Here is a 21,490-nt window from a genome sequence, read left to right as displayed (position 1 = left end):
TGGAATCCACTTTTGGGATCAATTCGATGCTCCCTTCCTGAAAAGAGCGCATCGTTCTTGCGAAAAACCGGGTCCACTTTTTCGCACGATGCGCTAGCGCGTGCCGATGCGCAGGCCGAATACCCGCGGGATGGCGGCTGCGGCCTGCATCAGCGGGCCCGCCTTGGCACCACGCTCGTCCGCTTCTTCCGAACCGATGATCCCCCAGCGCACGAAGCGCCCGCCGATGGTCCGGAACGGCTCCGGCGGCAGCGAGGGAACGTCGCGCGTGCACAGGGGGAGCGTCGACCATTCGTCCTTGACCCCGAGAACGAGCGACGCCAGGCACTGGCCGCCCATATAGGTCGGGTTCACGCCATGGCCGGAATAGCCGCAGCCGTAGTGGACGCGCGTTCCCGGAACGGTCCGGAAGAACGGCAGGCGGTCGGCGGAGATGTCGATGCCGCCGCCCCAGCTCTTCGCCACGGGAACATTGGCGAAGGTCGGCAGCAATCGGCGAAGGGCCCGCTCGGCGCGGGCGGCCGAGGCCTTGTCCTGCGTGAGGCCGGGATCCGAGGTGCTGCCGTTATAGCTGATCGGGCCGGAGCCCGAACCCATGAGAACCCGCCCGTCGCGCGTCTTGCGGAAATAGTGGACGAACATCCTCATATCGGCGAGCCCTTCGTCGCCATGCCATCCGGCTTGGTCGAGCGCATGCGGCGCGGGCTCGGTCATCAGGGCGAAGCTCGAGAACACCGTGACATGAGGCTTCACGTCGGAGCGGCGCGCAAGCTCGATATTCGTCGCGAGCACGACCTCGCGGGCAACGATCTGACCGTTCGGCGTGCGCACGCGGTTCGGCGTCCCCACGTCGACGCCCGTCATCGGCGTATTCTCATAGACCGCAACGCCGGATTCGATCGCGGCCTTGCGCAGAGCGCGCGCCAGCCGGGCAGGGTGAACATTCGCGCCCTCCGGCAGGAAAATGCCGCCGCGGAATGCCGGCGACTTGCAGCGCTGGGCAACCTCGGCCGGCGAGAGGGCGTAGACCGTATCCGGAACGCCGAGCCGTTTCGCGGTCGCGATATAGTTCGAAATCTTCACGTCCTGCCCGGCGGAAGCCGAGACGCGCACGTTGCCGGCCTCCCGCCACCAAACATCGCGGCCCGGAGCCTTCGCGAAGCGCCGGATGGCGTCCTGGGCCCGTGTTCCGGCGCGTGCGACGGCCAGAGCGCCGTCGGCTCCGATATTGGCCTCCATGCCCGCGAGAGCAGACCAATAGCCGTGGACCTTGCCGCCGTTCTTGCCGCTTGCGCCCGATCCGCACAAGGACGCTTCGATCAGGGCGATCGAAAGATGCGGCGCGCGCTCCTTCAGCGCAAGGGCCGTCCACAAGCCGGTGAAGCCGCCACCGACGATCGCAACATCCACAGTGATCTCGCCGGAAAGGGACGGGGACGGCGCAGCGCCTCCCTCCGCCTTCATGGCATCCGCGAACCACCAAGAGGGATCGCCCGGATTGACGCTCGGAACGCGGTGATCAGTGGACATGCAACACCTTGCTGGACTGAAGTTGAAAAATTGTGTTCCGCAGAGCAGAAATGAATGCGCCCGCAACCGATGCTGCGGGCGCGCTTTTCCCGATCAGACGAGGCCTTGAACCTGGATCTCGACCAGAATGGCATCGTGCGCGAGGCGGGCCTCGACGGTGGCGCGGGCGGGCGGGCATTTCGGGTCGACCCAGGCTTCCCAGGCTTCGTTCATTTCGTTGAACGTGCTGATGTCCTTCAGCCAGACATTGCCGGTGACCAGACGCGTCTTGTCGGTTCCCGCGAGCGCAAGATAATGGTCGATCTGCGCGAGGATATCGGCCGTTTGTTCGCGAACGCCGCCGCTGCGGTCCTTCGCGGTGAGACCGGACAGAAAGACGAAACCGTTTGCGACAAGGGCCTTGCTGAGGCGGCCGGTGTTTTCGTGACGCTCGATCATTCGATGATTACTCCAGTTGAAATCGACATATGCAGCCGCGACCCTGCGGCGACATTCTTTGAAAAACCCTGCCGAGATTCAGGACGCCGTGAGCAGGCGCCTCAAAGGTGCTTGTCCTGGATATTGATGATCCAGATCACCTTCGCTTCGACGCCATGGCGGTTCTCAAGCTTATGCGGGAGCGTGCTCTTGAACTGAAAGCTGTCGCCTTCGGAAAGCTCGGCGACTTCGTCGCCGACGGTCAGTTCGACCCGCCCCGACATGACGTAGCCGCCCTTGTCGCCGGGCCCGCTCAGCATCTCCTCGCTTTCCGCTCCCGGCGGCAGCGTCAGAATCATGAAGCGAAGATTTTCGCTGCTGCTCGGAGAAAGCAGTTCCTTGGTCAGGTGCATCTTGCCGGCCACGATGCGAGGACGGTTGTCCTTGCGGCGCACGAAATGCAGCTTCTCGACCGAAGGATTCGGCGCATCTTCGAAGAACTGCCAGAGATTGACGCCGAGAGCCGTGCGAATCTTCACCAGGGTGTTGATCGAGGGACTCGACGCCCCGCGCTCGATCTGGCTGATGATGCCCGAGGAGACTCCCGCCTTCGCGGCGAGTTCCGCGATCGTCAGTTTTCTCTCCGTGCGCAAGCTGCGCAACCTTTGCCCGATATCCCGCGACTGGTCGTCGGGAAATTCGGCTTCCAGGTCCGAATTGGGCGTGGGCTTGGCGGTCGGGGGCATGGTTCGTACATCCATTATATTGAATATGAGCCATACTTCCAACCGTGACGCCGTGCAATCGGCTTGGAATGATTTTTCATCATTTTCCATGAAATTTAGCCGAGAATCTCTACGGAAGCGGTTTGGACCGGGATATCGAACGATAGTCGCCTCAGCATATCATCATCATGATCTTGACGTTACGTGCATTATAATGAATTGATTGCGCGGTCGGGTTGGCGCAGCGTGCGCCTTGTCTCCAATCGAAACGTCAAACGCATGGAGACGGGGCTCTCATGCTCGAACGCGTCTATCGCTTTCGGCGCGGTCATGGCCGCCGCGTCCTGCCTCGTAATCTGCCTCAGGGGATCTGCTGAAGCGCCGGCTTCGCAACAGAACCAACAACAAGGGAACGGAGAAACAGCATGTCAGATCGATCGAAGTGGAAGGATGGGATGGGGCTGGCTCTTCCGGCGATGCGCCGTCGCGATTTTCTCAGCCTGAGCGCCGCCGGAATTGCCGCGTCGATCGGGTTCGGTGCTCGCGCCCAGTCGGGAGCCGCTGTTCCGCTGCCACCCAAGGAGCGCAAGGGCCAGGTCGTCGTCGGTCTGTCGCAGGAGCCGAAGTCGTTCAATCCCCTGATGCCGGGCGTCGAGGTCGACGAGGTCGTCTGGACGAGCCTGTTCTCCTGTCTCTGGATGGCTCATCCCGATGGCACGCTCGTGCCGGACCTCGCGGTCGCCGTACCGAGCGAAGAGAATGGCGGAATTGCCGAGGGCGGCCTCGCATGGACGGTGAAACTGCGCGAAGGCGTCGTCTGGCACGACGGTACGCCCTTCACGGCGGAAGACGTCAAGTATTCTCTCGAGCTGATCATGTCGCCGGGCTTCAAGAGCCGCACGCGCGTGGGGCATGAGCTTGTTCGCGATATCGTCGTCAAGGGAACGCACGAGATCTCCTGGCGCATGGAGCGGGCTTTCGCGCCGTATCTCGCCCAGCTCGCCAATACGCAGATCGTGCCGAAGCATATTCTCTCCAAGGCGGACGACCCGAACACGGCCGCCTTCAACGGCAGCCCGGTCGGGACCGGTCCGTTCCGCTGGAGCGAGCGCCGTCCGGGGGACAGCATCACCCTCGTCGCCAATGAGCGGTATCACGGCGAAGGGCCTTATCTCGAGGGGGTCGTCCTCAAGTACATTCCGGACATGACCGCGCTCTACGCACAGTTCAGGACCGGGCAGGTCGACTTCGTTCCGATTTCCGGAATTCCCGCGAACTATTACGAAGAGGCCACGAAGCTTTCGGGCCGGAAGGTCGCGGTCGCTCCGAGCGGGAACATCGAGGTCATCATGCCGAACCTCGAGCATCCTGCCTTCGCCGAGAAGGCGGTGCGTCAGGCGCTCTATGCCGCCATCAACAAGGAGGCGATCGTCGACGCGCTTTACTACGGCGTGCCGAAGCCGACCGAATCCTACTCGCCTCGCGAGTCGTGGGCGTACAATCCCAACCTTCCGAAGCATGAATACGATCTCGCCAAGGCCAACCGGCTTCTGGACGAGGCTGGATGGAAGCGCGGCGGGCGCGGCATTCGCGAAAAGAACGGAAAGCGCCTCGAGTTCGATCTCTCCACCACCACGGGCAACGCGCTGCGCGAGCAATGCCAGCAGCTCATGATGCAGGACTGGCAGCAGATCGGCGTCTCGATCAAGATCAACAATATGCCGGGTGCGGTCATCTGGGGCGATTTCTACGTCCGCTCGCAGTTCCAGGCTCTGCTGGTCGGGACGGCTTTCCGCACCGGCGTCGATCCGGATCCTGCGCCGCGCTTTGCTAGCGATGCGATTCCCGTCAAGGGCGGGAGCGGCGGAAACTACATGCAGTGGGTCAACCCCGAGGCGGACAAACTGATGAAGGAAGGGCAGGTCACCTTCAATCAGGAGAAGCGAAAGGAGATCTACTTCAAGGTCCAGGACATCGTCCGCGAAGAGCTGCCGATCATGCCGCTGTTCCAGTATGCGCCTCTCGAAGGCATCAAGGATGGCCTGATCGGCTACCGTCCCAACATCAACCAACGCCAGAACGCCTGGAACCTGGGCAGCTGGTACTGGGCCCGCTGATCCCGTCTGGTCGCGTTAGGAGCGTCATCGCGTGAGTGGCTTTCTCATTCGTCGCCTGCTGCAGGCCATCGTGCTGCTGTTCATCGTCTCGATGATCGGATTTGCGATTCTGCATCTGGCACCCGGCGGTCCGCTTTCGCAATTCGCGGCAAGCGGCGACATGACCCAGGCCGATCTCGACCGGTTGGCTGCGCAGCTTGGGCTCGATCGACCCTTGCCGGTGCAGTATGTCGAGTGGCTCCTGCGGCTCCTCGGCGGCGATTGGGGCGTATCCTATCGCGACCAGCAGCCTGTTCTGAAGATCATCGCGGCGCATATCGGTCCCACGATGGAGCTGATGCTCAGCTCCACCCTTCTGGCGATGCTGCTGGGGGCCTGGATCGGCATCCTCGGGGCGGTCAAGCGCTATTCGCTGTTCGACAGCCTCGCGACGATCGGCGCGATGATCGCTCTGTCCATTCCGACCTTCTGGTTCGGGCTCGTGATCATCTACGTCTTCTCCGTGGGACTCGGCTGGCTGCCCGCCGGCAATCGTTTCACGGTCGGCGACGGATCCTTCCTGAACCGGCTGCACCACTTGGTCGGCCCCTGCATCGTGCTCGCCCTCGTCAGCACGGCCGTCTGGAGCCGGTACATGCGCTCGTCCATGCTGGAGGTGATCAACCAGGATTACATCCGCACGGCGAGAGCCAAAGGGTTGTCCGAGCGCTACATTCTCGTCCGGCATGCCCTGCGCAACGCCCTGCTGCCGATGATCACGATCACCGGCCTGCACGTGCCGACGCTGCTGAGCGGGGCCCTCGTCACCGAGACCGTCTTCACATGGCCAGGGATGGGAAGGCTGTTCCTCGATTCCATCAGTTACAGGGACTATCCGACCGTCATGGGAATCCTCATGCTCTCGGCGGTCCTGGTTCTCCTGGGAAGCCTGATCGCCGACGTGCTCTACGGCATTGCCGATCCGCGCATCGAAAGGAGCGGACAATGAACGCCGCAAATCCGTCCCCCACTCAGCCACTCGCCTCCGCGCCGCGATCGCGCTGGAGCAGTCCCGCCATGCGCCGCTTCCTGCGCCACAAGCTTGCGGTCTTCGGGACGGCTGCGATCGCCTTTATGGTGATCGCCTGCATCTTCGGCCCGATGCTGCTGCCTTATAACGACACGCATATCGACATCCGTCAGCGCTTCGCGCCGCCCTTCTCCGGCTCCCACATCCTCGGCACGGATCCGCTTGGGCGCGACATTCTCGCGCGTCTGCTGATGGCGGGCCGCATCTCTCTTTCGGTCGGGTTCTCGGCCATGGCCGTCAGCATGGCGATCGGCATCTGCGTGGGCGTCATCGCGGGATTCTACCAGCGCATGATCGGCATGGCGCTGATGCGCTTCGTCGATGCAATGCTCTGCTTTCCGTCGATCTTCCTGCTGCTGGCGATCTCCGCGTTGATCGAACCCTCCGTGCCGTCCATCGTCCTCCTGATCGCGATGACTTCATGGATGGAAGTGGCGCGCGTCGTCGAGGGGCAGATCCGTTCTCTGCGGACGCGCGATTTCGCCGTTGCGGCGGTGTCCATGGGCGCCAGCAACACCCGCATCATGTTTCGGGAGTTGCTCCCGAACGCGGTTGCGCCGATTGTGGTCGCGGCGACGCTCAATGTCGCCCATGCCATTCTGGCCGAAAGTTATATCAGCTTTCTCGGCTACGGTATCCAGCCGCCGACGCCAAGCTGGGGCAATATGCTGGAAGGCGCGCAGAGCTACCTCACGAGCGCTCCATGGCTCGCCATCCTGCCCGGAGCGGCCATCACGCTCGCCGTGACCAGTTTCAACTTCATGGGCGACGGATTGCGGGATGCGCTGGATCCGCGTCTCGACGCGCGCTAACCGTCACCGCACGGAGACATCGTTCGACGTGCGGTGGCCTGTCGCCTGATTCCAGGATGAGAGCTGTTTTCACGCAAGGGGAACGGCTCTTTTTTGGTGTGCCGCATTTTTTAGCGGCGAACCGGGTCCACATCGCCGAAAAATGGTCTAGAGCATCGGACGTGAAAAGTGGAATCCACTTTCGGGATCGAATCCGATGCTCCCTTCTTAGATGAGCGCATCGTTCTGGCGAAAAACCGGATCCACTTTTTCGCACGATGCGCTAAGAACGCCTCTGCGCGATGAGGGGCCGCTCGGATACGACACCTGCTCTCCGCCCTCTCCAATAAATACAATCTCAGTCGATCCGTGTCTCTTTTCAAACGCCTCATTCCCGATCTCACCCATGTCAGCCACGTCGAGCAAATCCGGGTCTGCGCCGGCGTCCTCCTCGGCATCCTATCCCTGGGCCTCTTGGGGATGGAGTCCCGCGACCTTGTGGACGGGCTGCCTCTTCTGAGCGCCCCCTTGGGAGCCTCCGCGATCCTCCTGTTCGCGCTGCCGGGAAGTCCGTTGGCGCAGCCGTGGTCGATCCTCGGCGGAAACATGATCTCGGCTTGCATCGGCGTCGCCTGCGCCCGCTGGATTCCGATGGAACTCCCCGCGGCCGCGATGGCCGGAACTCTCGCAGTCGCCGCGATGTTCGTCCTGCGCTGTCTTCACCCGCCGAGCGGCGCCCTGGCACTCATGGCCGTTCTCGGCGGCCCGGCGATCAAGGCGGCGGGATTCGGCTTCGCGATCTGGCCGGTCGGAGCGGCTTCGCTGGCGATGATCGCGGTGGCGCTCGTCTTCAATAATCTGACGGGCAAGCGGTATCCCCACCTGTCCAAGCCTGCTCCGGTGAATCGGCATCAGACCTCCGACCCCGCTCCCATGGAGCGGGTGGGCGTCAGGCCCAGCGACTTCGATACCGTGCTCAACCAGTACGACCAGATCATCGACATGGATCGCGAGAGCCTGGAGGACCTGTTCCGGCAGGTGGAGATGCAGGCCTATAACCGGCGTTTCGACGGGATGACCTGCGCCGAGATCATGTCGAGGGATGTCGCGGCGGTCACGCCGTCGACGAGCCTGCGCGACGCCTGGCGGCTCCTTCGGCAGCATCGGATCAAGGGCCTTCCGGTGGTCTCCGATACGCGTGCGGTGATCGGGATCATCACTCAGACGGACCTCATCAAGCACAGCGATTGGGATTTGCGCACGGGCCTCCAGATGAGCGTCCCTCAGATCGCCCAGCGGGTCATCCGGCTCGACCGCAAGGTCGGGGAAATCATGACCTCGCCCGTTCAGACGGCGCGGCAGGACACGGCTCTGGCGGCGCTGGTCCCCCGCATGGCGGATGCGGAGCTGCATCAGGTCCCGATCGTCGACGGGGACGGCGTTTTGGTCGGCATCGTGACGCAATCCGATCTCATCGCAGCCCTGTTTCGCGGGCGCGGGACGGGAGAGGCCACGACCCAGCCGGCAACGCGGATCTCCCTGTCGGTCGTACGATAGAGTTTGGTCGCGCGGCCGAATCGCCTGACACGTGCGGTTCGGTCATCTCAAAGGGCTGGAACTGATTCCCCTGGTGTGGAATCAGCTCTCTTCTTTCGTCTGCCGCATTTTTGACGGCGAACCGGATCCGGTTCGCCGCAATTGGCTCTAAGTCGATGCCTTCTTGACGAAACGGTCGTCGAACGTGGCGGCAAGATCGACCTTGGCGTCCTTCAGTTCGGGATCGAGCATTTTGAGCATGTCCATGACGCTCGCCATTCCATCGGGCGGGACGATGCCGGTCCGGGAATAGCTCTCCAGCGAGTTCTGAACCGCCTTGACGTAGAGGGGCTTGTCGCCGAGGTGATATTCGGGCGGCACCGCCTCGGCGACGTCCTCGGGCTTGGCCGTCTGGAGCCATTTGAGCGACTTCATGAAAGCATTGACGAGGCGCTGCGTCGTCACCGGGTTGGCGTCGATGAAGTCCTTCTTGGTGTAGAGAGTCGCGGCCGGATTCGAGCCGCCGAAGAGGGCCCGCGTGCCCGCCTCGGTCCGGGTATCGATCAGGATCGCGATATCGCCGTCCGATTCCAATTTCGAGATCACCGGATCGAGATGCGCGATCACGTCGATCTCGCCTTTCTGCATGGCCGCGACGGCGCTCGCGCCGGACCCGACGCCGATCAGGGCCGCATCCGTCGGCTTCAGGCCGGCCTTCACCATGGCGTATTGCGTGGTCAGGGCCGTGGAGGAGCCGGGTGCCGTCACGCCGATCTTGAGACCCTTGAAATCGGCCGCGGACTTGATTTGTCCCGCCTTGTCCTTCTTGACCGCGATCACGATGGCCGGGAAGCGGCCAAGCTCGGTGACGGCGCGCACATCCTGGCCCTTGGCCTGCATGCGGATGGTATGCTCGTAGGCGCCGGTCACCACGTCCACGGAACCGCCGATGAGCGCCTGGAGCGATTTGGCGCCGCCGCCGAAATCGTTGATCTCGACGTCGAGCCCTTCCTCCTTGAAGAAGCCCTTTCGCTCCGCGATCGTCAGCGGCAGGTAATAGAGCAGCGGTTTGCCGCCCACGCCCAGCGTGACCTTGCTCTTCTCCGGTTTTTCCTGCGCGAATGCGCTCGGGCTCAGCCCTGTGGTCAGAGCGGCCGCGCCCGCTCCAATGAGAAATGTACGGCGTTCCATCCTGATCTCCCTGCTTGGATGCAGATTGTAGCCGAGCAGGATTCCCTAACCCTGCGCGTTTGTCGATGGGGCGGGGCGCCAGACCAGGAGCCGCCTTTCGATCATCGTCACGAAGGCGTCGATGAGGATGACGAAGATCGAAAGGATGACCATGCCGGAAAAAACGCCGGTCACGTCGAAGACGCTTTCCGCCTCGTGAATCTTGTAGCCGAGGCCTGCCGAGGAGCCGAGATACTCGCCCACGACGGCGCCCACGAGAGCAAATCCGACGGAGGTGTGCAGGGACGAGAACACCCAGGTCAGGGCTGCCGGCCAATAGACATGCCGCAGGAGCTGGCGCTCGTTGAGACCGAGCATGCGCGCATTGGCCAGCACCACGGGGCTCACCTCGCGCACGCCCTGGTAGACGTTGAAGAACACGATGAAGAACACCAGGCTGAAGCCGAGAGCCACCTTCGACCAGATCCCCAACCCGAACCACAGGGCGAAGATCGGGGCGAGCACCACGCGCGGCAGCGCATTCGCGGCCTTGATGTAGGGATCGAACACCGCCGACAGCAATTCGCGCCGGGCGAACAGGAAGCCGAACAGGATGCCGCCCCCGGCTCCGAACGCGAAGGCGAGGACCGTCTCCAGCAGGGTGATCCAGAGATGCCCCCAGATCTCGACGGAGGTGATTTCCTTCCAGACCCGCGCCAGCACGTCGGTCGGCGTCGAGAAGAAGAACTGCGTCTGCTTGATCGGCGCGAGGATGGGGTAGACCGTCAGGACGTGCCAGAGCAGCAGAAAGCCCAGACCGACCACGACCTGGAGCAGGACCAGCTTCGTCCGGTTCATACGGAGGCTCCTTCTCCCTGCGCATAGGCCTTCTGCACTTCGACGCGAAGACTTGCCCATATCTCTTTGTGAATGTGATGGAAGGCGGGTTCGAGACGGATCTCGGCGATGTCGCGCGGACGTGGCAGCGTGACCGGGAATTCCCCGATGATGCGGGCGGCCGGACCCGCCGACATGACCACGACCCGGTCGGCGAGGGCGATCGCCTCTTCCAGATCGTGGGTGACGAACAGCACCGCCTTGCGGTTGGCCGCCCACAGATCCAGGAGCAGATTGCCCATGATCTGCCGGGTCTGCGCGTCGAGCGGCCCGAAGGGCTCGTCCATGAGCAGGATCTCGGGATCGCGGATCAGCATCTGGGCCAGGGCGACCCGCTTCCTTTGCCCGCCGGACATCATGTGTGGGTAGCGGTTCACGAAGGCCGCGAGGCCGACTCGGCGCAGCCACTCGCGGGCCTTCATCTCGGCCTCGGAGCGGGAGATCCCCCTCGGCTCGAGGGCGACGGCGACGTTCTGCAGCGCCGTCTTCCACGGCATCAGGGCGTCCTGCTGGAAGAGATAGCCGGCCCGGGCGTTGAGGCCCTGCAGCGGTGCCCCGAAGATCTCCACATGACCGCCCGAGGGCTTGAGCAGCCCCGCGGACGCGTTGAGCAGGGTGGACTTGCCGCATCCGGTCGGCCCGACGATCGCGATGAATTCCCCCGGCCGGGCCTCCAGATCGATTCCCTGCACGGCGGTGTAGCCGCCGGCCTTCGACCCGAAGGTGATGGCCATGTCGCGAAGTGAGACGGCTGGAACAAGTGGCGATGTCGGCATGGGGCTGGGGCGTTTCCCGCGCCTGTCGGCGGCGCTTAAGGGCATCCTAGAGATTAAAGCCCCGATGGCAAGGCACGCGGCCCGTGAGACTTTGGTCTGCTCTCCGGGGATGGTGGATCATCTCCTGAGGGGCCCGAGGCTTTCGAGAAACCGATGGATCACGTCGACCAGGCGTTTCTCCTGCTCCCGGTGCGGCACGTGCCCGGTCTCCGGAAGGATGTACGCGGTTCCACGTCCCGCTGCGATGCGCCGTGCCTGCTCGTTGGACCCGTACTCGTCCTGATCGCCATGAACGGCGAGCACCGGGCAGCGGACCGCCGCCAGGGGCTCGTCCAGGCTCCAGTTCGCGAATTCGGGCGAAAGCCAAGTCCAGGTCCAGGTATCCACCGCCCATCGGGCCTTGTCGCCGTGATATTTCGCGACTCTCGCCAGTTGGGCGGGATCCTCGAATTCACGTTGCGCGATACGGATCCCCTCGCGCGTTTTTTCCTCCACGAAGGCCTGAGCCGCGATCGTCACGAGCGCCAGGCATCGGGTCGGGAAGCGGGCGGCCGTCTCGACGGCCATGCCGCCGCCGACGCTGTGGCCGCAGGCGATGAAGGTGCGCACGTCGAGCTGCTCGCACAGGCGCGGAACGACGTATTGTGCCTCCTTGGCGATGAAATCGGACCCCGACTGTCCCGGATAGGGATCCGAGCGGCCGAAGCCGAGGCGGTCATACGCGATGACGCGCCGCCCCGTGGCCTGGGCGAGAGCCTTCGGAAAACTGCGCCACAGCTCCACGCAGCCGAGGGAATCGTGGAACAGCAGGATCGGCGCGAGACCCTCGATGCCGGGAACGCGCGGCGTCCAGCTCTTGGCGAAGAGACGGCCCTCCTCGATCCGGATCCAGCTTTCCGTCTCTTCGATCGTCATAGGCGGCGTGTGGGGCATGGACATGCTCGGCAGTGTCAGATTCGGGATGCCTTATCAGCCAATGCCGTCCGGCAGAACCCCCCGACGATCTCGTGTCCGACAGGCCGCGAGGATTGTCTGCTCCGGAAGGGCATGATAGTCGGAAAGCCTTCTTCCAACCCCTTGTGATCTTGGAGCCGTGGCATGGGAGCCGAGCCCTCGTCGGACAAGTAGGCCGCAACAACGCCTTCTTCTGTTGTTGCGGCGTCTGTCGAACCCATTCCAGCCAATGCTGACAGGCAGATCGCCGCTAAATGCTCCTCATTTGAGCGGAAGCCTCATCATGTCTCCAAAGCCCCCCGTATGGGCCCTTTCCTTGCCGACAGCGCTCCTGCTGATGGCACCCTTCGATATTCTCGCCTCCCTGGCGATGGATATCTACCTTCCCATCGTTCCGGCCATGCCGGGCATTCTCGGCACCGGCCCGGTCGTCGTTCAACTCACGTTGAGCCTCTACATGGTGATGCTCGGGCTCGGCCAGATCCTCTTCGGGCCGATCTCCGATCGTATCGGGCGACGGCCCGTTCTGGTCGGCGGTGCTCTCGTGTTCGCGGCGGCATCGTTCTGTCTGGCCGCATCCTCGACGGCCATTCCCTTTGTCGCCCTTCGCCTTTTACAGGCGGTGGGAGCATCAGCGGCCCTCGTGGCGACCTTCGCGACCGTCCGCGATGTCTATGCCGATCGCCCGGAAAGCGTGGTCATCTACAGCCTGTTCAGTTCCATGCTGGCGTTCGTGCCCGCCTTTGGGCCCATCGCCGGGGCGCTGCTCGCCGACAGGTTCGGATGGCGCTCGATCTTTGTCACGCTGGGCGCTCTTGCCGTTCCGGCCGTTCTGCACGCATCGTTGCGGTGGAAAGAAACCCGCCCGACGGCAGCGCCCATGGCACGACGCTCGTTCCTGCCCATCCTGCGCAGTTCCGCGTTCCGGACCTACACGCTCGGGTTCAGTGCCGCGATGGGAACGTTCTTCGTGTTCTTCTCGACCGCTCCCCGTGTCCTCATCGGCAAGGCGGGATATTCTGAGCTGGAATTCAGTTTCGCCTTTGCGACGGTCGCGGCGGCGATGATCATCACGGCACCGTTCGCCAAGCGGTTCGTCGCCCGGTGGGGACATCGCGGCAGCCTTCTGAGAGGCATGGCGATGCTGCTCCTGGGCGCAGGGCTCCTGAGCATCGGGCAGCTTTCCACACCTCCATCCTTTTGGACATTCATCGCCCCCATGTGGGTCATGGCGATCGGCATCGTGCTCACCGTGTCGGTGACGGCGAACGGCGCCCTGGAAGAATTCGGGGACATCGCCGGATCCGCGGTGGCGCTGCATTTCTGCGTCCAGAGCCTCGTCGTGAGCATCGGTGGAACCCTGGCCGTGATCCAGTTGCAGGGCGACACCGCATGGCCGCTAGCGACCTTCTCCTCGATCATGGCCGGCGTCGTCCTGATCGAACTCCGACGGTTGGGTCTGCGAGGTCCCGCGCGGGCGTGACCGGATGGGAGGCGGGGGGAGATGCCCGCCTCGTCGGAACCTCTCCCGGCAGATCGGAAGCCTTGGTTGGGTTCATGGGCTTTTCAGGATGGGAGAGCGGAGAAAGTCTCTTGCCGGCAATCGCTTAGAGGAAGAGGCCGAACCTTGCGTGGCGAATGCCGGTTGGAGCCATGACAAGGGGACCTCTCATGGACGGACGGTCCCGCTGCCCCGGATTGTTGACGGACCCGCGTGGAGGCTCTAAATATACTCCAAAGTGGAGTATTCCAGTTTGGACACTAAAGCACTCTGTCTGGCCGTCCTGTCCATGGGCGATGCCTCCGGGTACGAAATCCGGAAACGGGTCGAGGAGGTCTTCTCGCGTTTCATGGATGTAGCGCCGAGCGGAATCTATGCCGCCTTGAAACAGCTCGACCAGGAAGGTCTCGTTTCCGCGCGGGTCGTACCGCAGGAGGGCCGGCCCAACAAGACAGTCTATACCCTGCTCGATCCGGGGCGCGAGGCGCTGGCCGCTTCGCTCCTCGCCTCCGAGGGGCGGCACCGGATCCGCTCCGAGCTGGTCACGCTTCTGATGTTCGCCGATCTGCTCCCTCCCGAGAAGCTGCGCGATGTGCTCGTCAACCGGATTGCCGAGCTGGAGCAGATCAGGGCGGAGATGCAGGCGTCGGGAAGCGTCAGCCGCCCGGGACACCGGTTCCTGCTGCGCATGGGGACGGTACTGACCGAGGCCGAACTCGCCTTCCTGCGCGAGAACGTTTCCGGCTTCCTGGAGGAGATGGGCCGGAACCGGTCCGAACAAGACAGGCCAATGGCCGGCCATCTCGCCGGTTCGGATGTACTGTAGGGGCGTTGCCGTGAAGAAAGTGACAGTTGCGTTCGCCGTCATCGGCATCGTCGCCATGGGCGCTGGAGCTGCCCGCTACATGAAGAACGACACGGCCCAGGCCGTCGCGCAGCAGGCTGCGCCTGCGGTGACGGAGCTTGCGCGCAGCGAGACCTTCGCGGTCCGTAAGGCGGACTTACGCTTCACCGTTCCGCTCGCCGGCACCCTGCGCCCCATCGACCAGACGACCCTGAAGTCGGACGTCGCCGCGAAGGTGTCCGAGGTTCTGGTCCAGGAAGGTCAGCCGGTGAGGAAGGGCGACGTTCTCGTCCGGCTCGATACCACGGACCTGACCTCCCGGCTCAATGAGCGCGTGGCGAATCTCGAATCCGCGAAGGCGCAGCTCGCGCTCGCAGAGAAGAACCGCTCGATGAAGCTCAGCCTGCAGCAGAAGGGTTATGCGGCCCAGGCCTCCGTGGACGAGGTCGAGAGCGTCTTTCGCAGCGGGCAGGCGAATGTCCGCGCCATGCAGGCCCAGGTCGATCTGGCCCGGAAGGCCCTCGATGACGCCGTCGTGAGAGCCCCCATGGACGGTTTCGTGTCCGAACGCGCCGTCAATCCGGGCGACAAGGTGCCGGTCGACGGCAAGCTCGTCGTTCTCATCGACTTGGCGCGGCTCGAGATCGAGGCGCCCGTCCCTACGAACGAGATCGCACGCGTGGCGGTCGGTCAGAAGGCGCTTTTCCGCGTTCCGGGCCTGGAGGGACGGGAGTTCGAAGGGCGCGTCGAGCGCATCAATCCGACCACCAAGGCGGGCTCGCGTTCGATCCCGGCCTATATCCGGGTCGAGAACGCCGACATGGTCCTGCGCGGCGGCATGTTCGCATCGGGCGACATCGTCGTGCGCGAGGTCGGGGATGTGATCGCGGTGCCGCCGGAGGTTCTGCGCGGCGACCAGAGTCATCGCTACGTGCTCAAGCTAGACGGCGACAGGATCGCCCGGCAACCGGTCGAGGTGTCGAGCGACGCCACGGCCACGCTGGTGGCCGTGAACTCGGGCCTGTCGGAGGGCGACACCGTCGTGAGCGCACCGTCCATTCTCCTGGAGCCGGGAACTCCGGTCCGCATCGGCGATCATTAAGATGTTTCTCACCCGCGTCAGCATCAACAACCCGGTCTTCGCCACCATGATGATGGTGGCGATCCTCGTCGTCGGACTGTTCTCCTATCAGCGCCTTGGCGTGGACCAGTTTCCCGACGTGGATATCCCGACCATCGTCGTGACCGCGTCCTATCCTGGCGCGTCGCCGGAAGCGGTCGAGAGCGATGTTACCCGCAAGATCGAGGACGCCATCAACACGATCAGCGGCCTCGACACGCTTACCTCCCGCTCGGTCGAGGGCCGCTCCATCGTCATCGCGCAGTTCACTCTCGACACGCCCGCCGCCGTCGCCGTTCAGGACGTGCGCGAGAAGGTGTCCGGCATCCGCGGTCAGCTGCGCGATGAGGTCGACGATCCGACCGTGACCCGCTTCGATCCGGACAGCGCGCCGATCGTGTCGGTAGCGGTGGAATCTCCCTCGCGCTCGCTGCGCGAGCTGACGACGCTCGCCGACGAGGTCGTGCTCAAGCGCATCCAGACCGTGCGCGGCGTTGGTAGCGCCACGATCGTCGGCGGGGTGAAGCGCCAGGTCGAGGTGCGGCTGAAGCCCGACCGCATGCAGGCGCTTGCCATAGGCGTGGACCAGGTGGTGACGACGATCCGGTCGGAGAACCAGGATCTGCCGGCCGGCAACGTGACGCGCGGGCGCGACGACAAGGTGGTGCAGATCGAGGGCTCGGTGAAGGAGCCGCGCGAGATCGGCAACTTCATCGTGGCTCAGCGCGGCGGGTCGCCGGTGCGCCTGTCGGAGGTCGCGGACGTCATCGACGGTCAGGAGGAGAAGACGAACCTCGCTTTGTTCAACGGCAAGCCCGCGCTCGCCGTGGACGTGGTCAAGGTGCAGGGCGCCAACACCATCGAGGTGGCCGACGGCGTGTTCAGCGCCGTGAGGGATCTCAAGCGCTCGCTGCCCTCCGACGTCGAATTGTCCGTCGTCAAGGATTCCTCGAAGGGCATCCGCAGCTCGGTGCACAACGTGCAGAGCACGATGCTCGAAGGCGCGGTCCTGACGGTCGCCATCGTGTTCCTGTTCCTGCATTCGTGGCGCTCGACGGTGATCACGGGCCTGACGCTGCCGATCTCGGTCATCGGCACCTTCGCGGCGCTCGCCTTCATGGGCTTCACGCTCAACAGCATGACTCTCATGGCGCTGTCGCTCGCGATCGGCATTCTCATCGACGACGCCATCGTGGTGCGCGAGAACATCGCCCGCCATCTCGAGAGGGGCGCCGGCCATTTCGAGGCCGCGTTGAAGGGCACGCAGGAGATCGGCCTTGCCGTTGTGGCGACGACGCTCGCCATCGTGGCGGTCTTCGCGCCCGTGGCCTTCATGGGCGGCCTTATCGGCAAGTTCTTCTATCAGTTCGGCATCACCGTCTCGGTGGCGGTACTGATCTCGCTCTTCGTGTCGTTCACCCTCGATCCCATGCTGTCGAGCGTGTGGCACGATCCATCGATCGGCCGGAAGCCGCGCGGACCGATCGGCTGGATCGCGCGCCTGTCCGACGGCGTGACGGAGGGGATCCTGGCCGTGTATCGCCCGCTCATGCGCTTCAGCCTGCGGCGGCGCTGGGTCGTCATGGTCGCGGCCATCGGCATCTTCGTGGGCAGCTTCGCGCTCGTGCCGATGATCGGAGTCGAATTCGTGCCGAGTGCCGACATGGGCGAGATGACCGTGAAGGTCACGGCGCCCGTGGGCTCCTCGCTCGACTACACGCAGACGAAAGCCCGCCAGGCTGAGGCCGCCATCAAGGAATTCCCGGAGGTGGACTTCACCTATACGGCGATCAACAGCGGTCAGGCAGCCGGCAAGAACGAGGCGAGCATCGCAATCACCCTCAAGCCCATCCATGAGCGCACGCGCTCGGCGTCGCAGCTGGTGGATTTGATGCGCGCGCGCCTGAAGGCCATTCCCGGCATCGATCTCGCGGTCGGCCTGCCGGGCGTCGGCGACGGCAAGCCGGTGCAGGTCTCCGTGCAGGGTCCCAACCTGGACGAGCTCGCTCGGATCGCGAAGGAAACCGCCACCGTCATGGCGCGGGTTCCCGGCGTGGTCGACCTGGAATCGAGCCTGAAGGCCGCGCGCCCGACGATTGCAGTCAGCCTCGACCGCGAGCTCGCGAGCGATCTCGGAGTGAGCTTGCAGCAGGTGTCGAATACCCTGCGCCCGCTGTTGTCCGGCGAGGATGCCTCGACCTTTCGTGCGCCCAACGGCGAGAACTACGACGTCAACGTACGACTGCCCGAGACCGGGCGCGAGTCGCGCGAGGACCTGTCGCGCCTCTATCTCGCCAGCAAGCTGACGAACGAGGACGGCACGCCCAGGATGGTGGCCTTGCGCGAGGTGGCGAAGCTGGAGCCGGGGGTGGGTCCCTCACAGATCAACCGGCGCGACCTCGCGCGCGAGGTGCAGATCACGGCCAATGTCAGCGGCCGCGCTGCCGGCGACGTCACCCGCGAGATCGGCGCGGCGCTCAAGGATGTGAAGCTTCCGGCAGGCTATCGGTTCGTGTCCGGAGGCTCGGCGAAGAACATCCAGGAGACCTCCGGCTATGCGGGCTCGGCGCTGCTTCTGGCGGTGGTCTTCATCTACATCATCCTGGCGTCCCAGTTCGGCAGCTTCCTTCAGCCTTTGGCCATCATGGCGTCGCTGCCCCTGTCGCTGGTCGGCGTGTTCCTCGGCCTCCTGGCCTGGGGCTCGACGCTCAACATGATGTCGGCCATCGGCTTCATCATGCTGATGGGCCTCGTGGTGAAGAACGCGATCCTCCTGGTCGACTTCGTCAACCAGGCCCGCAAACGCGGCATGGAGCGCTCCGCGGCGATCATGCAGGCGGCGGAGGTGCGCCTGCGCCCGATCCTGATGACGACGCTCGCGATGATCTTCGGCATGATTCCGATGGCGCTCGGATTGGGGGAGGGCGGCTCGCAGCGCGCCGGCATGGCGCACGCGGTGATCGGCGGCCTGATCAGCTCCACCGTTCTTACCCTGGTGGTGGTCCCGGTCGCGCTCACCCTGCTGGAGGACATGGCGCGTAAGTTCGGTTTCGGACGCAAGACGCCCAAGCGCGAAGACGTTCCGAGGCTGCAGGCGGCGGAGTAGAGGAATGTCCTCTGCGATCCCGATGCGTTGGTCGCAAGTGACAAGGCGCGTGATTCCGTCCTGTCACATGCGGAGCTTCGGACGCGGTTCACCGGTAGCTGACGCTGCAGGATCGATGGGCCACGCGCATGCGACGCTCAATCTCACGACATCGATTCCATATGAATTTCCGCGCGTCCGAATACATGCTGCCGCCTCGCACGCATTGATCGGATGCTCATTCCGTTTTTCATGGAAGCGCCGCTTTTCCTTGTCGTGCCGCCTTCTTTGACGGCGCATCGAATCCACGTCGCTGAAAAAATGCTCAGGCCGTCGCGTCATGCTAACGGCGCAGCCCTTTCATGTGGCCGCACAGCTTGCAAACACGTGGCACGCAGCCCATATCAACAGCGGCTGATTTCAACGCGGCGGCGCTATTCTTCCTCCCGGCGTCGCCGTATCGGCCGTTCCCTCTGGAAGGTTTTGACTGAATTGTCGGACCTCAACTTTGCCGGGCCTTTGGCCCGGCTTTTTTCTTGCCTTGATTGAAGGCGCGCAGATGCCGCTGCGCATCGCCGGTTGCGGGCTTCGCGGCGAATTCCGCCAGGGCCTGCTCCACGTGCGTGGAATCATCTCTTTGTCCTTACCCTCGCGATAGCCTCGGGCGCCCCGTGGCACAGCGCCGGGCTCTGCCCGGGCATTCCGGATGCGCTTCCGGTCTCCCGATCCTGCCGATCCGCTCTGGGGCCCCCTTGACACCCCGCATTCTATGATAATTATACGTATAAATAGAATAAATAAATATCCCAGAGGTATCCATGCTCAACCGTCGTGATCTCCTGAAACTGTCCTGCCTGAGCGCGGGCTCGCTGTTCCTGCCCGCCGGGCTTCGCCCGGCCTTCGCGGCTGGCGATGCCATCACTATCGGGGCCCCTCTGCCGATGTCGGGTCCCTTCGCGGCCAACGGCAAGTTCGGCTCCATGGGCACCGCCATGATCATCGAGGAAGTCGGCCAGATTCTCGACCGCAAGCTCGCCTATCAGGAGATCGACACGGAAGGAAAGCCCGCGACGGCGGTGCGCAAGGTGCAGGAGGCGATGGAGCGCGGCTCGACGCTGTTTGCCGGTGGCATCCTGTCATCCGAGGCCCTCGCCATGGGCAAGGAAGTCGCGAAGGGCAAGGGCGTCTTCATCACGACGGCCGGCGCCGACGAGATCACCGGCTCCGAGTGCAACAAAGGTACGTTCCGGTGGAGCGTGCCGACCTTCGGGGCCATCGAGCAGACCGTGCGCCCGCTCGTCGAGCAATTGCCGAACGCCAAGCGCTGGTACACGATCACGCCGCAATACGTGTTCGGCGACGGCCTGCTCAACGCCGCGAAGGCGATCTTCAAGGAGAAGGGGATCGAGCATGTCGGCAACAGCTACCACTCGCTCACCGAGAAGGAGTTCAGCGGCTACCTGACCAACGCCATGGCGGCGAAGCCCGACGCGCTCCTCATCCTCAATTTCGGCTCGCAATCCTCCGACACCCTGCGCCAGGCCGTCAGCTTCGGCATGAAGAAGCGCATGACGATCCTGCTCGCGTGGGCATCCGGCCTCGAGCAGTTCGAGACCCTCGGGCCCGACCTGATGGAGGGCGTCTATTTCGGCGCACAGTACTGGCACGGCATCGACTCGCCCTTCAACCGCGAGCTGGTCGCCAAGGTGCAGGCCAAGCACAAGATGAATCCGAACTACGCCTTCGCAAGCGCCTATCTGACCACGAAGATCCTGATCGACGCGGCCGCGAAGGCAGGGAGCACGGAAGGTGAGGCGGTCGTCAAGGCGATGGAAGGCATGAAATATGCCGGCCTCACCGGCGACGAGGAGATCCGCGCCGCCGACCATCAGGTGATCAAGAACTATTACCTCCTGAAGGGCAAGGCCAAGAGCGCCATGAAGGACAAGGACGACTACGCCGACATCATCAGCTTCGGCCAGTCGTTCCAGACTCCGGAACAAGCCCAGTGCAAGATGGCCTGACCATCGGCCGGGACGGCACGCGGCCGTCCCCTTTCTCTTGCGAAGATTAATCGGCTCCAACGTCAGGTGCCTGCGTGATTTATCTGTTTCAGCTGGTGAACGGCATCGGCCTGGGAATGCTCTACTTCCTGCTCGCGGTGGGATTGAGCATCATCTTCGGGCTGCTTCATTTCGTGAATTTCGCCCACGGCGCATTCTATCTTCTGGGCGCCTATCTCGTTTATGACATGACCGAACGCGGCGTGAATTTCTGGGCGGCGCTTCTTGTGGCACCGATCATCGTCGGGGCGCTCGCGGCCCTCACGGAAGCCGTGCTCCTGCGGCGCATCTATCATCTGCCGCATACGTTCCATATCCTCGTGACCGTCGGTCTCGCTCTGATGGTGCAGGAACTTGTCATCATCCTGTGGGGCCCGGTAGGCGGCAACGTCTCGACTCCGGATACGCTGAGCGGCGTCGTCATTCTGGGCGACTTCATCTATCCGCAATACCGCCTCTTCGTCATCGGCCTGACCCTCGTGCTGGCGCTCGGGCTCTGGTGGCTCCTGGAGGGAACGCGGCTCGGCGCAGTGGTGCGCGCGGGCTCGGAATCGACCGACATGGTGTCGCTGCTCGGCATCGACATCCTGCGGGTGAACACGGCAGTCTTCGCGCTCGGCGCGGGTCTCGCGGGCCTTGCCGGGGCACTTGCGGCGCCGATCCGCGGCGTCGAGCCCTTCATGGGAGTCGAGGCGCTCGGCATCGCCTTCGTTGTCGTCGTCATCGGCGGCATGGGCAGCTACACGGGCGCGCTCATCGCGGGCCTTCTGGTGGGAATCGTGCAGAGCGTCATGACGACACTCTGGCCCGAGGGCGCCCGCCTGATGATCTATCTCGGCATGGGGCTCGTCATCCTGACGATGCCGCGCGGCCTGCTCGGACGCGCGTGAGGGAT

17 protein-coding genes are annotated in these 21,490 nt (G+C 63.8%); 10 read left to right on the top strand and 7 right to left on the bottom strand.

Features of this window, described 5'->3' with window-relative positions; all coding sequences use genetic code 11:
- Window positions 1-93: 93 nt before the first annotated feature.
- The 3 genes from AB8841_RS07390 to AB8841_RS07380 form a co-directional block, all read right to left on the bottom strand.
- Window positions 94-1,530: an NAD(P)/FAD-dependent oxidoreductase gene (locus AB8841_RS07390; RefSeq protein WP_370435144.1), complete on the bottom strand. Its 1,437-nt coding sequence runs from the start codon at window positions 1,528-1,530 to the stop codon at window positions 94-96.
- A gap of 93 nt (window positions 1,531-1,623) precedes the next feature.
- Window positions 1,624-1,968, bottom strand: coding sequence for a RidA family protein (locus tag AB8841_RS07385; RefSeq protein ID WP_370435143.1), 345 nt, complete (start codon window positions 1,966-1,968; stop codon window positions 1,624-1,626).
- A gap of 101 nt (window positions 1,969-2,069) precedes the next feature.
- Window positions 2,070-2,693, bottom strand: coding sequence for a helix-turn-helix domain-containing protein (locus AB8841_RS07380; protein WP_370435142.1), 624 nt, complete (start codon window positions 2,691-2,693; stop codon window positions 2,070-2,072).
- A 404-nt stretch (window positions 2,694-3,097) separates the two neighbouring features.
- On the opposite strand from AB8841_RS07380, the gene AB8841_RS07375 reads away from it, so the two are divergent.
- From AB8841_RS07375 to AB8841_RS07360, 4 genes are all read left to right on the top strand, one after another.
- Window positions 3,098-4,789: a peptide ABC transporter substrate-binding protein gene (locus tag AB8841_RS07375; protein WP_370435141.1), complete on the top strand. Its 1,692-nt coding sequence runs from the start codon at window positions 3,098-3,100 to the stop codon at window positions 4,787-4,789.
- A 31-nt stretch (window positions 4,790-4,820) separates the two neighbouring features.
- Window positions 4,821-5,777, top strand: coding sequence for an ABC transporter permease (locus AB8841_RS07370; RefSeq protein ID WP_370435140.1), 957 nt, complete (start codon window positions 4,821-4,823; stop codon window positions 5,775-5,777).
- The gene (locus tag AB8841_RS07365) at window positions 5,774-6,670 is read left to right on the top strand and encodes an ABC transporter permease (protein ID WP_370435139.1); all 897 of its coding nucleotides are present in this window, start codon (window positions 5,774-5,776) and stop codon (window positions 6,668-6,670) included. The genes AB8841_RS07370 and AB8841_RS07365 overlap by 4 nt, the downstream gene beginning before the upstream one ends.
- Window positions 6,671-7,018: 348 nt before the next feature.
- Window positions 7,019-8,206, top strand: coding sequence for an HPP family protein (locus AB8841_RS07360; RefSeq protein WP_370435138.1), 1,188 nt, complete (start codon window positions 7,019-7,021; stop codon window positions 8,204-8,206).
- Window positions 8,207-8,353: 147 nt separating this feature from the next.
- Here the strand turns inward: AB8841_RS07360 and AB8841_RS07355 are convergent, their stop codons facing one another.
- The 4 genes from AB8841_RS07355 to AB8841_RS07340 all read right to left on the bottom strand — a co-directional run bounded on the left by AB8841_RS07355 (window position 8,354) and on the right by AB8841_RS07340 (window position 11,961).
- Entirely contained in the window at window positions 8,354-9,376 is a 1,023-nt protein-coding gene (locus tag AB8841_RS07355; protein ID WP_370435137.1) for an ABC transporter substrate-binding protein, read from the bottom strand.
- A gap of 45 nt (window positions 9,377-9,421) precedes the next feature.
- On the bottom strand, window positions 9,422-10,213 hold the full coding sequence (locus tag AB8841_RS07350) for an ABC transporter permease (protein ID WP_370435136.1): 792 nt from the start codon (window positions 10,211-10,213) through the stop codon (window positions 9,422-9,424).
- Window positions 10,210-11,028, bottom strand: coding sequence for an ABC transporter ATP-binding protein (locus AB8841_RS07345; protein ID WP_370435135.1), 819 nt, complete (start codon window positions 11,026-11,028; stop codon window positions 10,210-10,212). The genes AB8841_RS07350 and AB8841_RS07345 overlap by 4 nt, the downstream gene beginning before the upstream one ends.
- A gap of 117 nt (window positions 11,029-11,145) precedes the next feature.
- Window positions 11,146-11,961, bottom strand: coding sequence for an alpha/beta fold hydrolase (locus AB8841_RS07340; protein ID WP_370435134.1), 816 nt, complete (start codon window positions 11,959-11,961; stop codon window positions 11,146-11,148).
- Window positions 11,962-12,265: 304 nt separating this feature from the next.
- Here AB8841_RS07340 and cml point away from each other — a divergent pair, with 304 nt between their 5' ends.
- The 6 genes from cml (at window position 12,266) to AB8841_RS07310 (ending at window position 21,485) form a co-directional block, all read left to right on the top strand.
- Window positions 12,266-13,465, top strand: a complete 1,200-nt coding sequence (gene cml / locus AB8841_RS07335) for a CmlA/FloR family chloramphenicol efflux MFS transporter (protein ID WP_370435133.1) — start codon at window positions 12,266-12,268, stop codon at window positions 13,463-13,465.
- A 271-nt stretch (window positions 13,466-13,736) separates the two neighbouring features.
- A complete protein-coding gene (locus AB8841_RS07330; RefSeq protein WP_370435132.1) occupies window positions 13,737-14,309 on the top strand; it encodes a PadR family transcriptional regulator in 573 nt (190 codons plus the stop codon).
- Window positions 14,310-14,319: 10 nt separating this feature from the next.
- Window positions 14,320-15,429, top strand: coding sequence for an efflux RND transporter periplasmic adaptor subunit (locus AB8841_RS07325; protein ID WP_370435131.1), 1,110 nt, complete (start codon window positions 14,320-14,322; stop codon window positions 15,427-15,429).
- A gap of 1 nt (window position 15,430) precedes the next feature.
- The gene (locus AB8841_RS07320; RefSeq protein WP_370435130.1) at window positions 15,431-18,553 is read left to right on the top strand and encodes an efflux RND transporter permease subunit; all 3,123 of its coding nucleotides are present in this window, start codon (window positions 15,431-15,433) and stop codon (window positions 18,551-18,553) included.
- 797 nt (window positions 18,554-19,350) lie between these two features.
- The gene (locus tag AB8841_RS07315) at window positions 19,351-20,556 is read left to right on the top strand and encodes an ABC transporter substrate-binding protein (RefSeq protein WP_370435129.1); all 1,206 of its coding nucleotides are present in this window, start codon (window positions 19,351-19,353) and stop codon (window positions 20,554-20,556) included.
- A gap of 74 nt (window positions 20,557-20,630) precedes the next feature.
- The gene (locus tag AB8841_RS07310) at window positions 20,631-21,485 is read left to right on the top strand and encodes a branched-chain amino acid ABC transporter permease (RefSeq protein WP_370435128.1); all 855 of its coding nucleotides are present in this window, start codon (window positions 20,631-20,633) and stop codon (window positions 21,483-21,485) included.
- Window positions 21,486-21,490: the final 5 nt, after the last annotated feature.

It is taken from the genome of Microvirga sp. TS319, from assembly GCF_041276405.1.
In the GTDB taxonomy this organism is placed as follows: domain Bacteria; phylum Pseudomonadota; class Alphaproteobacteria; order Rhizobiales; family Beijerinckiaceae; genus Microvirga.
Note: the sequence above shows the minus strand (reverse complement) of the source record. Positions and strands in the feature narration are given on the sequence as shown.